Genomic DNA, 12857 nt, shown 5'->3' with positions numbered 1-12857 from the left:
CCGCCTGGGTGCCGAACAGGACGCGCGGCTGCTTGCCACCGCGGATCGGGTGCGGGTGGGCGGCCACCAGCTCACCGAGGAAGGCGTTCAGCCGGGCGGTCGGGATCCGGGTCTCCCAGCCCTGCAGCGCGGTCTCGATCGCCGGGACGAGCTTCTCCATGTGCCGGCCGGTCTTGGCCGAGACGTTGACCCGCGGCGCCCACTGCACCTGGACGAGGTCGCGCTCGATCTCGCGCTCCAGGTAGTAGCGGCGCTCCTCGTCGAGCTGGTCCCACTTGTTGTAGGCGATGACGACGGCGCGACCGGCCTCGACGGCCATCGTGATGATCCGGGTGTCCTGCTCGGCGAGGGTCTCGCTGCAGTCGATCAGGACGACGGCGACCTCGGCCTTCTCCAGCGCGGCGGAGGTGCGCAGCGAGGCGTAGAAGTCGGCGCCGGCGGTCATGTGGACCCGGCGGCGGATGCCGGCGGTGTCGACGAACTTCCAGGTCTTGCCGCCGAGCTCGATCATCTCGTCGACCGGGTCACGGGTGGTGCCGGCCAGCTCGTTGACGACGACGCGGTCCTCGCCGGCGACCTTGTTCAGCAGGCTGGACTTGCCGACGTTCGGCCGGCCGATCAGCGCGACCCGGCGCGGGCCGCCGGGGGCGGCGTCGCCGAAGGTCTGCGGCGGGGCCTCGGGCAGGGCGGCCATCACCGCGTCGAGCAGGTCGCCGGAGCCGCGGCCGTGCAGGGCGGAGACCGGGTAGGGCTCGCCCAGGCCGAGCGACCAGAGGTAGGCGGCCTCGGCCTCGGTGGACTGGCCGTCGACCTTGTTGGCGCAGAGCACGGTCGGCTTGCCGGCCCGGCGGATGATCTTGATCAGGGCCTCGTCGGTGTCGGTGGCACCGACGGTGGCGTCGACCACGAACAGCACCGCGTCGGCCTGCTCGATACCCAGCTCGGCCTGGGCGGCGACCATGGCGTCGATGCCGAGGACGTCGATCTCCCAGCCGCCGGTGTCGACGACCTTGAAGCGGCGGCCGTTCCAGGCGGCCTCGTAGCTGACGCGGTCGCGGGTGACGCCGGGCTTGTCCTCGACGACGGCCTCGCGACGGCCGATGATGCGGTTGACGAGGGTCGACTTGCCGACGTTCGGGCGGCCGACGATGGCCAGCACCGGAAGCGGCGCGTGGCTGCCGTCGCCGAAGCCGTCCACGTCGTCGAGGTCGAAGCCCTCCTCGGCGGCGAGCGCCATGAACTCGGCGTAGTCGGCGGCGTCCAGCTCGCCGGGGCCGGCGGAGGTGTGCTCTGCGGTCATGTTCGTACTGTCCGTTTCCCGGTGCGGCCCTTCCCAGGGACGCGCCGTGCGTACCTGCCCCTCCGGGGCAGCGCGAGTGGGTTCGGGTGCCACCACGGCACCCGCTTGTTGTCAGAAAGTTCTTGCCGGAAGTTCCGGTCGAGGAGCCGGACCGAACGGTCCGGCCGGTCTCAGACCGTCGAGAGCGCGGCTCCGGCCCGCTGCTCGACCAGCGTCGTGATCCGGTCGATCACCTGCTCCAGGGTGAGTTCGCTGGTGTCCACCAGCACGGCGTCGGCGGCCTGGGTGAGCGGCGCGGTCGCCCGCGAGGAGTCCGCCGCGTCCCGGCGGGCCAGGTCGGCGGCCATCGCGGTGATGGTCGCCTCGTCCAGGCCCTTGGCCCGCAGCTCGGTCGCCCGGCGCTCGGCCCGGGCCGCCTCCGACGCGGTCAGGAAGACCTTGACGGTGGCGGTCGGGAAGACCACGCTCCCCATGTCCCGGCCCTCGGCGACAATGCCGCGCTCGGCGACGCCGGCGCAGCCGCGCTGCAGCTCGACCAGGCGGGCGCGCACCGCCGGCACCGCGGAGACGGCGCTGACCTGCGCGGTCACCTCGGGACCGCGGATCGGGCCGGAGACGTCGCGGCCGTCGACCGTGATGGTCGGACCGTCCGCGTCCGTGCCGGACACGATCACCGGCTTGCCGCAGGCGACAGCCACCGCCTCCGGGTCGGCCACGTCGATGTCGTTGGCCAGCATCCACCAGGTCATCGCCCGGTACATGGCACCGGTGTCCAGGAAGCTCAGGCCCAGCCGGGCGGCGACCGCCCGGGAGACGGTCGACTTGCCGGAGCCGGAGGGTCCGTCGATGGCGACGACGACCGGGGCGTGCGCTCGGTCGGCAGTGTCCACGGCGCGAACCTCTCTCTGGAGCTGGGATCTCTGATCTCTGAGCATGGCAGCCCGGATCTACGGGGCAGCCGGGGATTGTCTCCCTCAAGGTTAATGGACCGACGCCCGACCCGGCCCCGCCGGTGCCGAGCCCCCCGTCCACCCCGCCCCGGACCGGGAAACCGGCCCGGCAACCGAGTCGGGCCCCGGGCCGGCAGGGCACTCGGTCCCGGAACCGCAGGGCACTCAGTCCCGGACGCTCCACCCGCTCGCCCGCAGCGCCGCCGTCAGCGGCCGGACCGCACCCGGCGCCACCGCCAGCTGGACGAAGCCCACCTGCTGGCCGGTCGAGTGCTCGATCACGACGTCCTCGATGTTGACCCCGGCCGCACCGACCTCGCCGAACAGCCGGCCCAGCTCGCCGGGCTGGTCGCCGAGCACGACGGCGACGGTCTCGTAGCGGGTGGGCGGTGCGCCGTGCTTGCCCGGGATCCGGGCCTGGCCGGTGTTTCCGCGCCGCATGACCGCCTCGATGCCCGCTCCGCCGCTCCGCCGCTCGGCCTCCTCGGCGGCCTGCAGGGCGCGCAGCGCGGTGACGGTCTCGCCGAGGTCGGTCGCGAACTCCGCCAGCACGTCCGCCACCGCGCCCGCGTTGGCGGACAGGATGTCCACCCACATCGCGGGGTTGGAGGCGGCGATCCGGGTGACGTCCCGGACGCCCTGGCCGGAGAGCCTTATGGCGGTCTCGTCGGCGTGCTCCAGCCGGGCGGCGACCAGCGAGGAGAGCAGCTGGGGGGCGTGCGAGACCAGGGCGACCGCGCGGTCGTGGGCCGCGGCGTCCATGACGATCGGCATCGCCCCGCAGAGCGCGACCAGTTCGAGGACGGCGTTCAGCGTCCCGGTGTCGGTGTCGGGGGTGGGGGTGAGCACCCACGGCCGGCCCTCGAACAGGTCGGCGCGGGCGGCCAGCGGGCCCGACCGCTCCCGCCCGGCCATCGGGTGGCTGCCGAGGTAGTGGACGGTGTCGCAGCCGAGCGCGGCGATCTCGGCCCGCGGACCGTCCTTCACGCTGGCGACGTCGGTGTAGTACTGCGCCAGGCCGCGGCGCTGGCAGTCGGCGAGCACCTTGCCGACCAGCGCGGGCGGGACGGCGATGATCGCCAGGTCCACCGGGCCGTCGGCCGGCTCGGTGGTGCCGGCGCCCAGCGAGGCGGCGGTGCGGGCGGCGTCCGGGTCGGCGTCCTCCAGATGGACGGTCAGACCCCGTCCGGTGAGGGCGAGCGCGGCGGAGGTGCCGATGAGTCCGGTACCGACGACGACAGCTGTGCGCATGGCGGGGTGGCTCTCCTCACAGAACGGAACGGAACAGCAACGGGGCGACACCGGCCGGCACGGAACCACGCGGAACAGAACCGCGGACCGGGGTCCGCCTTATCCTCCCCCATCGCCACCGCCCACGCGGCCGCCACCCGCAACCGCACCGGGCCCCGCCGCCGTCCCCACTCACACGGACCCGCACCACCCGCCCCCCGGCACCGCCCCCCACACACAACACCGACCGGACGGCACCGACCGAGCGCGGCCGCCCGCACGCCACGCACGACGGAAAACCGGGGACGCGGGAACGGGCACACGGCAGGATGGGCCGCCCGGGAGAAGGCTCGGCGCGCGCTCGGCGCCGAAGGTACGCGACGAAGGGGTTGGCCGGGTGAACGATCAGCACAGCAGCGACCAGCATCAACCGCAGGACAACAGCACCACCACCGGTTCCACCACCGGGAACACCGGAGGAGGAACCACTGTCCCGACCGTCCCCTCGGTCCTGGACTCCGTCGTCGTCCACGCCGCCGGCGCGGTCTGCCGCCGCCGGGCCCGGGTGGCCCTGCCCCCGGACGGGCGGGTCCGGCTGACCGGCCTGCCCGGAAGACTCGACGAACGCTCGCTGCGCGCCCGGGTCCTCTCCGGCCCGGCCGGCACCGCCGTCACCGGGGCCCGGCTGGAGGCGGTCGCCGAACTCCGCGACCCCTCCGAGCTGCCCGAACTGCGCCTGCGGCTGGACGCGGCCAGGGAGCACGAGAGCACGCTGCGGGAACGCCTCCGGCTGGTGCTCGCCACCGTCGCCGAGACCACCGCGCTGCGCGCCGTCCCGCCGGCCCGCCGCCGCGACGAACCGCTGCGCCGTACACCGGCCGACGCCTGGCTCGAACTCGCCGACTTCGTCGACGAACGCCTCGAACGACTCCACCGGCGCGCCGAGCTGCTCACCCGGGACATCGAACTCGCCGAGCACGAGACCGAGTTGCTCGCCGACCGGATCGCTCGCGCGACCACCGCCGACCCGCAGCAGGCGATCACGACCGCGACCACCGCCCTCCTCACCCTCACCGCCGCACCCGACCGCACCACACCTGACCGCACCGCCCCCGACCGCACCGCCCCCGAGCTGGACATCGAGCTGGAGTACACCGTCCAGGCCGCCCGCTGGGTGCCCTCCTACCGGCTGTCCTACCGCCAGGGCGACGACACCGGCCGCCTGGTCCTGCGCGCCTCCGTCGCCCAGCAGACCGACGAGGACTGGACCGGCGTCCGCCTCGCCCTCTCCACCGCCGACCTGGAACGCCGCACCGACCTGCCCAAGCTGCGCTCGCTGCGGATCGGCCGCAGCCAGCCCGCCCCGCCGCCCTCCGGCTGGCGCGAGCCCCCGGCCGGGCTGTCCGACCTGTTCTCGGCCTACGACGCGGTCGGCCCGCGCCCGGTGCCGGACCGCCCGCTCCGGTCCCCCGGGGCGCCGCTCGCGGTGCCGGTCCCGGTCAGCCCGACCGTCGCCGCGCCGCCCCCGCCCCCGGCCCCGGCGNTTCCCCGCCCCGGCCCCCCAGGCCCCGGGCGGCTTCGGCCCGGCCGGCCCCGCAGCACGTGGCGGCACCCAGGGCGGCCTGCGCTCGGCCGAGGAACCGTCCGGGTTCGCCGGCTACGGCGGGGTGCCGCTGCCGCCCGAGGCCCGCCGCGTACGCAAGGGCTACACCGCCGAGGGCGCTGGAACCGCCGAGGAGGCCGACTTCCTCCTCGCCGGCGCGCCCGCCCCGTTCGCGCCCCCGCCCGGACCGCCGGTCCCGGACGAGCGGCTGCTCGACTACCCCGTGCTCGAACTGCTCGGCCCGGACGGCGACACCGACCGGCGCGGCACCCTGCACCGCGCGTTCCGTCCGGGTGCGGGCATCCGAACCGCGGTCGGCCCGTACGGCGCCCGGCTGCAGCGCCTCCCGATGCCGCTGCACCGCCGCGGGTCTCGGCCGGCTCCTTCGACCACCGCTTCGACGCCGCCGCGCCCGCCGACATCCCGTCCGACGGCACCTGGCACACCGTCACGATCGACGACATCGCGGTGAGCGTCCGGCCCGAGTACGTCGCCGTGCCCGCGGTCGAGGAGCGGGTCTACGCGACCCTGGTGCTCACCAACGGCACCGCCCGCGCCGTGCTCGCCGGTCCGGTCGAGGTGACCGTCGACGACGAGTTCCTGCTCACCGGGGCCCTGCCCACGCTCGCCCCCGGCGGTGTGCGCCGACTGGGCATCGGTGTCGCCGAGTCGGTCGAGGTGACGCGCCGTACCGAGCTGCACGAGTCCACCGCGGGCATGCTGAACAGCAGCACCGTGCTCGACCACCGGGTACGCGTCGAGCTGGCCAACCGGCTCGGCCGCCCGGTCACCGTCGAGGTCCGCGAACGGGTACCGGTCAGCTCCGACGCCGATGTCCGGATCGAGGAACGGCCCGGCTGGCACGCACCGGACGAACCGTCCCCCGAGTGCCCGCCCGGCACCCGGCTCCGGCGGGTCGACCTGCCGCCGGGCGGCCGGGCCGAGCTGGACGGCGGCTACCAGATCAGAATCCCGGCCGGAAAGGCCATCGTCGGCGGAAACCGGAGGAACTGAACGATGACCGTCACCCCCCTCCCCGGCGCCGCGAGCGCGGGCGCCCCGGGGCCAGGCACCCCAGGCGCCCCAGGCACCACCGCCCCCGCCCTCACCACCCCGCACCCCGTCACGCCCCTTCCCGTCACCACCGTCACCTGCCTGGAGGACCGCGCCCGGATCGGCCGCACCGCCTCCCTGGACCTGACCGCCGGCGTCCAGCGGCTGCGGCTCGGCCCGCTCACCGCCCTCGCCGTCGACCGCACCCTGCGCGCCGAGTCGGACACCCCGGGCGTACGCGTCCTGGACGCCCGGATCACCCGCGCCTGGACGCCCCACGCACCCCTGCCGCCCGGCCCGGACGACTCCGAGCTGCGCCACCGGCTGCACGCGCTGGAGGTCCGGATCCGCGAGGAGGAGCGGCTGACCGACCGGCTGGAGGCCCGACTGGCCCTGCTCGCCCAGCTCAGCACCGATCTGCTGCGGGAGGTCGGCGAGGGCGCCGGCGCCGGCGAGGTCGAACGCACCCGCTGGCACCGCGAGCTGGACCGGGTCGACACCGGCCGCGAGCAGCACGGCGAGGAACTGCGTGCCGCCCGGGTCCGGCTGCGCCGGCTGGAGGTGGACCGCGCCGCGGCACTCGGCGCCCTGGAGGAGTCCGAGGAGCGGCCCGCCGAACTGGTCGCCCACCTCGAACTCACCGTCGAGGCCGCCGCGGCCGGCCCGGCCCGGCTCACCGTGCACCACCTGGTGCCGTGCGCCCTGTGGCGGCCGTCCTACCGCGCCACCCTGGCCGACGGCGTGCTGCGGCTGGAGTCCGAGGCGGTGGTCTGGCAGCGCACCGGCGAGTCCTGGGACGGGGCCCGGCTGACCTTCTCCACCGCCCGGTCGGCGCTGGCCACCGAGCCGCCGGCGCTCGTCGAGGACGTGCTGACACTGCGCGATCGCACCAGCGAGGAGAAGCGCGCCGTCGAGGTCGAGCTGCGCGAGGAGGCGATCTCCGAACTGGGCCCGGACGGCGTGGTGCCGGGCGTGGACGACGGCGGCGAGGTGCGGGTGCTGAACGCCCCGGCCCCGGCCACCGTGCCGTCCGACGGCAAGGCGCACCGGGTGCCGCTGGCCGCCTTCGACGGTCCGGCGCACAGCGAGTTCAGCTGCGCGCCGGAGCTGTCGCCGCTGGTGACCCAGGTGGTCCGGTTCCGCAACACGGCCGGCCACCCGCTGCTCGCCGGGCCGGTCGAGCTGGTCCGCGGCAGCGGATTCACCGGGCGCGGGCAGCTGCCGTTCACCGCGGCGGGCGCCGACACCGAGCTGTCCTTCGGCAGCTCGGACGGCTACCGGGTGGTGCGGGAGACCGAGGAGCGCCGGTCCACCGCGGGCCTGAGCCAGCGTTCGGTGACCACCCGCACGGTGCGGCTGCACCTGTCCCGGTTCTCCGGCCCGGAGGAGCGGGACGAGCAGCTGGTCGCGGTGCGCGAACGGGTGCCGGTCTCCGAGGTGGCGGCGGTGGAGGTGCGGCTGCGCAAGGAGGAGTGCTCACCCGTGCCGGACGCCTTCGACGCCGAGGGCATCGTGCGCTGGGACGTCCCGCTCGGCCCGGGCGCCCGCCGCACGCTGACCCTGGTGTACGAGATCTCCGCCTCCTCCAAGGTGGCCGGCCTGTGAGCGGCGGCGGCCCGGGCGCCCGTCCGGGCCCGGCCGGAGCAGGTACAACAGGAGCATGATCCTGCACCTCGCTCCCCTGGACGACTGGCTGGCCGACCCCGGGCGGCCGTACGCGACCGCCTCGCTGCTCACCGACGGGTTCATCCACTGCTCGGCGGACGAGCCGACCGCGCTGGCCGTGGCCAACACCTTCTTCGCCGACACCCGCGGACCCCTGATGGTGCTGCTGATCGAGGAGTCACTGGTGGAACCGATGGTCAAGTGGGAGGCCCCGAACGGCGCACCGCCGCCCGGGGCCACTCCCGGGGTGCTGTTCCCGCACATCTACGGGCGGCTGAACCGCACGGCCGTGGTCGGCCTGGAGAAGGTCGAGCGCGGCCCGGACGGCCGCTGGGCGTCCCTCTCCCCCTGGAGCTGACGCCCGCCCGGCCGAGGGCCCTACAACCAGCCCCGCTCCCGGGCCGCCATCCCGGCCTGGAAGCGGGTGGTGGCACCCAGCTCGCGCATCAGCGACTGGAGCCGGCGCTGGGTGGTCCGGGCGCTCCAGCCCAGCGAGCGGGCGATCGACTCGTCGGTGAGGCCGGCCGCCAGCAGGCCGAGCAGCTTGCGGTGGTCGGCCTCCGGCTCCAGTGCCCCGTCCCCGGTGCCGATCGCGGCCTGCAGCTGGACGGCCCGCTCCCACTCCGCCTCGAAGAGCGTGTCCAGGGCCTGGAGCAGTGCCGAGGGGTGGATCACATAGGCGGCGTCGAGGACGCTGTCGCCGACGCTGATCGGGATGATCGCCATCCGGTCGTCCGACATGACCATCTTCATCGGGAGCACCGGCCTGACCCTGGCCTCCTCCCCGTCGGCGACACCGGCCAGGATGTTCTTCTCCAGCCGGCCCGGCCAGGCCACCGCCTCCCGGTCGTAGATGGTCCGGAACCGCACGCCCTCCCCCAGCCGCTGCCGCTGCAGCGGAATGTTGGCGACCGGGTCCTGGATGTAGGGCGGGCAGTCGAAGCCGCGGATCTGGTACTGGCTGGTCCCGGTGATGTGCTCCAACCGCTGGGCTATCGCCTCGCCGCCGGTCAGCACCTCGACCGAGTGCGCCGGGTCGGTGTACCGGGACGCCTCCCGGAAGGCGTCCATCAGCCGGTGCATCTCGGCCCGGGCGTGCCGCAGTTCGGACTCCCGGTGGCCGATCAGGGTGCCGATCGCCACGTCCGGGGCGACCGGCAGGAAGCGCTGGCGGTCCACCGGGGCCCGGGTGGCCATGCCCTGCTGGGCGAGCCGGTCCAGGGCCCGCAGGCTCTGCTGGGGGGTCAGGTCGCAGAGCCCGGCGAGGTCCTCGGCCGTGGACTGCGGGTTGGCCACCAGCGCCGCGTAGACCCGCCCGTCCGGCCCGGCCAGTCCCAGAGCGCTGAGTGGTGCATCGGACACGGCGTCGCTCCCCCGTTCGCCTCTCGCCCCCCGCACCGGGTGGCGCACTCCCGCCACCCGGCTGGTCGCGGTCAGGTGGCAATCCTCGGCCACGGATCACCGGGCTGACAAGGTGATCACCCCACGATGCGGTCCGCTTCACAGCAGATCCGCCGAACGACGGAGGGCCTCCCCGCCACTCGGCGGGGAGGCCCTCCGGGGACCGGGGGTCGGGGTGTTACAGCCCGACCTCGCGCATCAGCTGACCGACCTCGGGGTTGGTCAGCCGGCGCAGCCAGCCGGACTTCTGGTCACCGAGCGCGATCGGCCCGAAGTGGGTGCGCACCAGCTTCTCGACCGGGAAGCCCGCCTCGGACAGCATCCGGCGGACGATGTGCTTGCGACCCTCGTGCAGGGTCACCTCGACCAGGTAGTTCTTGCCGACGTTCGAGATCACCTTGAAGCTGTCGGCGCGGGCGTAGCCGTCCTCCAGCTCGATGCCCTTGGCGAGCTGCTTGCCCAGGTCGCGCGGGATCGGGCCCTGGATGGCGGCCAGGTAGGTCTTGGTCACGCCGTACCGGGGGTGGGTGAGGCGGTGCGCCAGCTCACCGTGGTTGGTGAGCAGGATGATGCCCTCGGTCTCGGTGTCCAGGCGGCCGACGTGGAACAGCCGGGTCTCCCGGTTGGTCACGTAGTCGCCGAGGCACTGGCGGCCGTCCGGGTCCTCCATGGTGGAGACCACGCCGGCCGGCTTGTTCAGCGCGAAGAACAGGTAGGACTGGGTGGCGACGGTCAGGCCGTCCACCTTGATCTCGTCGTTCTGCGCGTCGACGCGCTTGCCCTGCTCGGTGACGCGCTTGCCGTTGACCTCGACCCGGCCCTGGTCGATCAGCTCCTCGCAGGCGCGGCGGCTGCCGATGCCGGCCCGGGCCAGCACCTTCTGCAGTCGCTCGCCCTCGGGCTCGCCGAAGGTCTTCGGCAGCTTCACGGCCGGCTTGTCGTGGCGGGCCAGCACCGCGTCCTCGATCCGGGCCTGGAGCTCGCGCGAACGCTGCGGCTGGCGCCGCGGGTCGCCCGGAGCGGGCGCACCCTCACGGCGCGGCCGCGGGGCCGGGCTGGGCCGGCGCCCGGTGTAGCTGCCGCGGGCCGGGGTGGCGTTGGGGCCGCCGCCGAACTCGGGACGGTCGTACCTGCGCTCCTCGGGCCGCAGCGGGCGGTCCGGGAAGCGACGGTCGTCACGGCGGTCGTCACGGCGGTCGTCGCGCCGGTCGTCGCGCCGGTCGTCCCGTCGGTCGTCACGGCGGCCGTACGAGCCCGAGCCGGAGCCGGGACGGCCCGCGCCGGAGCCCGGACGACCCGCACCGGAGCCACCGCGGGGCGCACCGGAGCCGCCACGGCCCGAGCCGGAGCCACCGCCGTACGAACCTCCACGCTCACCGGCGCCACCGCGACCCGCACCGGAGCCACCGCCGTACGAACCCCCGCGCTCTCCCGAGCCGCTGCGGCCCGAGCCGCCCCCGTAGGAGCCGCCCCGGCCCCCGCCCTGTCCGCCGCGACCGCTGCCGCCGCCGCTGCTGTTCCTGCCGTTGCCACTGCTACGCATCAAAGTGTCCGTACGTCGTTACCGTCTGGGCTGTGCGGTCGTTTCGGCCGACCTCACCGCCCCCTACCGATCAGGCGCAGCCCGACCGGCCTCGCCACTGCCGTCCGCAGCCTTCGCGGCAGCGGCGGCGACCGCCTCCGCGATCATCGTGCCCTCCAGGGACTCCGCTTCCACGTCGTCGACCTCGGGCAGGAACGGGGCGAGCTCCGGCAGCTCGTCCAGGCCGCGGAGCCCCATCCGTTCCAGGAAGTAGTTCGTCGTCCGATACAGGATCGCACCTGTTTCGGGCTCGGATCCGGCCTCTTCCACCAGTCCTCGCTGTACCAGGGTACGCATCACGCCGTCACAGTTCACACCGCGGACGGCGGAGACCCGCGATCTGGACACCGGTTGCCGATAAGCGACCACCGCCAGGGTCTCCAGTGCCGCCTGGGTCAGACGGGCCTGCTGGCCGTCCAGGACGAAGCGGTCGACGGCCGGGGCGCAGGTGGCGCGGCTGTGGAAACGCCAGCCCCCGGCCACCTGCCGCAGGTCGAAGCCCCGCCCCTGGGCGGTGTACTCGGCGGACAGCCCGCGCAGGGCCGAGGCCACCTCCGCGCGCGGGCGCTCCAGCACGGCGGCCAGGTGGTCCTCGGCGGCCGGCTCGTCGACGATCATCAGGATCGCCTCCAGCTCCGCCCGCAGCCCCGGCCCGTCCTCCACCGGGAGGCCGCCGGGCAGATCCTCGGAAAAATCCTCCGGAAAATCGTCGGCAAGGTCCTCGGGAGAGTCCGCCGGAGAAGTCGACGGGGCCGACTTCTGGTGCACCACCTCCACCGGCGCCACCTCGACCGCCACGGCCGCGACGGCGGCCACGACCGCGGGGACGGCCCCGGGAACCGTCATCGGACCGTCCTCCAGGACGCTCGGCGCCGGTTCCTGCCACTCCTCGGCCCTCGGCTGCCCCGGCACCCCCAGCGCCCGCCTGGCCGGCCGTCCACCGCCCGCCTCGCCGTTCCCGACCGTCATCGCCCGTCCTCCTCGCCCTTCACCGACGCCGCCGACGCCGCCGATGCCCGCGACGACGCAGCCGCCTCGTCCGCCGGCCGGTCGAACTCGTCCGTCACCTCGATCGCGCCCCGGTCCGCCTCGGCCACCCAGCGCACCACCAGCTCGCCGAGCGCGTCCGGCTGCTCGAAGGCCAGCACCCGCTCCCGGTACAGCTCCAGCAGCGCCAGGAAGCGGGCGACCACCACCATGGTGTCCGGGGCGTCCTCGACCAGCCGCTGGAAGGTGGCCTCGCCCAGCTCGGCCAGCAGGTCGACCACCAGACCGGCCTGCTCGCGCACGCTCACCGGCGGGCTGTGGATGTGGTCGACGTAGACGACCGGCGCGGGCTTGGGCGTCATCGCCCGGGCGGCGAGCTGCGCGAAGCGCTCGGTGCCGATGCTGATCACGACCTCGGGCAGCAGCGCGGCGTGCCGGGGCTCCAGGCCGACGCTGCGCGGGCGCCGGAGCAGCTCGGCGGCCCAGCGCTCGCCGAACAGCGCCGCCGCCCGCTTGTAGGCCCGGTACTGGAGCAGCCGGGCGAAGAGCAGGTCTCGCGCCTCCAGCAGGGCGAGGTCCTCCTCGTCCTCGACCTCGGCGGCGGGCAGCAGCCGGGCCGCCTTGAGGTCGAGGAGGGTGGCGGCGACCACCAGGAACTCGGTCGCCGCGTCCAGGTCCCAGTCCGGTCCCATGGCCCGGATGTGGGCGAGGAACTCGTCGGTGACCGTCGCCAGCGCCACCTCGGTGACGTCCATCCGGTGTTTGGCGATCAGGCTCAGCAGCAGGTCGAACGGGCCCTCGAAGTTGTCCAGCCGGACCCGGAAGCCGCCCTGCGGCCCATCGGCACCCGGCCCGCCCGCTCCGCCCTCGCCGCCGGCGCCCACCGCGCCCACCGCGCCCACCGCGGCCGACGCGCCGGGCTCCGCCGCAGCGACGGCGGCGGCCTGGGCGACGACGGGGCTCTCGGACGTGCTCGGCATGACGGTCCATCTTCGCCCGGCAGCACCGGCCGGCCCGCACCGGGGCCGCCGACACGCCGGTCCCCTCCGGCCCCGCAGCCGCCCGTACGGCCGCCGCACGGCCCGG

At 74.9% G+C, this 12857-nt stretch carries 10 protein-coding genes; 3 read left to right on the top strand and 7 right to left on the bottom strand.

All coding sequences use genetic code 11. The features are described from left to right. From der to VR45_RS17465, 3 genes are all read right to left on the bottom strand, one after another. On the bottom strand, positions 1-1300 hold a 1300-nt coding region (gene der / locus VR45_RS17475), incomplete at its 3' end, for a ribosome biogenesis GTPase Der (protein WP_045940698.1). 170 nt (positions 1301-1470) lie between these two features. After that, positions 1471-2190, bottom strand: a complete 720-nt coding sequence (gene cmk, locus VR45_RS17470) for a (d)CMP kinase (RefSeq protein WP_030396107.1) — start codon at positions 2188-2190, stop codon at positions 1471-1473. 225 nt (positions 2191-2415) lie between these two features. Next, the gene (locus VR45_RS17465; RefSeq protein ID WP_045940697.1) at positions 2416-3501 is read right to left on the bottom strand and encodes a prephenate dehydrogenase; all 1086 of its coding nucleotides are present in this window, start codon (positions 3499-3501) and stop codon (positions 2416-2418) included. A gap of 376 nt (positions 3502-3877) precedes the next feature. Here VR45_RS17465 and VR45_RS17460 point away from each other — a divergent pair, with 376 nt between their 5' ends. The 3 genes from VR45_RS17460 to VR45_RS17450 are packed head-to-tail and all read left to right on the top strand — an operon-like array spanning position 3878 to position 8159. Further along, positions 3878-6097 (top strand): DUF4139 domain-containing protein, encoded by a 2220-nt coding sequence (locus tag VR45_RS17460; protein WP_234326014.1) that lies wholly within the window; start codon positions 3878-3880, stop codon positions 6095-6097. A 3-nt stretch (positions 6098-6100) separates the two neighbouring features. Beyond that, positions 6101-7741, top strand: a complete 1641-nt coding sequence (locus VR45_RS17455; protein WP_078896608.1) for a DUF4139 domain-containing protein — start codon at positions 6101-6103, stop codon at positions 7739-7741. A gap of 55 nt (positions 7742-7796) precedes the next feature. Continuing rightward, a complete protein-coding gene (locus tag VR45_RS17450; protein WP_045940696.1) occupies positions 7797-8159 on the top strand; it encodes a DUF952 domain-containing protein in 363 nt (120 codons plus the stop codon). A 20-nt stretch (positions 8160-8179) separates the two neighbouring features. Here VR45_RS17450 and VR45_RS17445 read toward each other — a convergent pair whose 3' ends face one another. The 4 genes from VR45_RS17445 to VR45_RS17430 all read right to left on the bottom strand — a co-directional run bounded on the left by VR45_RS17445 (position 8180) and on the right by VR45_RS17430 (position 12751). Further along, entirely contained in the window at positions 8180-9163 is a 984-nt protein-coding gene (locus VR45_RS17445; protein WP_052709161.1) for a hypothetical protein, read from the bottom strand. Between the two features lie 217 nt (positions 9164-9380). Further along, complete coding sequence (locus VR45_RS17440) at positions 9381-10745, bottom strand: pseudouridine synthase (protein ID WP_045940695.1); 1365 nt, start codon at positions 10743-10745, stop codon at positions 9381-9383. 63 nt (positions 10746-10808) lie between these two features. After that, positions 10809-11465 (bottom strand): SMC-Scp complex subunit ScpB, encoded by a 657-nt coding sequence (gene scpB, locus VR45_RS17435; protein ID WP_045940699.1) that lies wholly within the window; start codon positions 11463-11465, stop codon positions 10809-10811. Between the two features lie 284 nt (positions 11466-11749). Then, complete coding sequence (locus tag VR45_RS17430; RefSeq protein WP_045940694.1) at positions 11750-12751, bottom strand: segregation/condensation protein A; 1002 nt, start codon at positions 12749-12751, stop codon at positions 11750-11752. Positions 12752-12857 lie beyond the last annotated feature (106 nt).

Origin of the sequence: Streptomyces sp. NRRL S-495, from assembly GCF_000966955.1 — a bacterium.
Taxonomy (GTDB): domain Bacteria; phylum Actinomycetota; class Actinomycetes; order Streptomycetales; family Streptomycetaceae; genus Kitasatospora; species Kitasatospora purpeofusca.
Note: the sequence above shows the minus strand (reverse complement) of the source record. Positions and strands in the feature narration are given on the sequence as shown.

What these genes read in the sequence shown, in the direction of transcription:
- VR45_RS17455 (WP_078896608.1), top strand. Translation starts at nt 6,101, where the DNA reads ATGACCGTCACCCCCCTCCCCGGCGCCGCGAGCGCGGGCGCCCCGGGG.
- VR45_RS17465 (WP_045940697.1), bottom strand. Translation starts at nt 3,501, where the DNA reads ATGCGCACAGCTGTCGTCGTCGGTACCGGACTCATCGGCACCTCCGCC.
- VR45_RS17440 (WP_045940695.1), bottom strand. Translation starts at nt 10,745, where the DNA reads ATGCGTAGCAGTGGCAACGGCAGGAACAGCAGCGGCGGCGGCAGCGGT.
- VR45_RS17430 (WP_045940694.1), bottom strand. Translation starts at nt 12,751, where the DNA reads ATGCCGAGCACGTCCGAGAGCCCCGTCGTCGCCCAGGCCGCCGCCGTC.
- VR45_RS17450 (WP_045940696.1), top strand. Translation starts at nt 7,797, where the DNA reads ATGATCCTGCACCTCGCTCCCCTGGACGACTGGCTGGCCGACCCCGGG.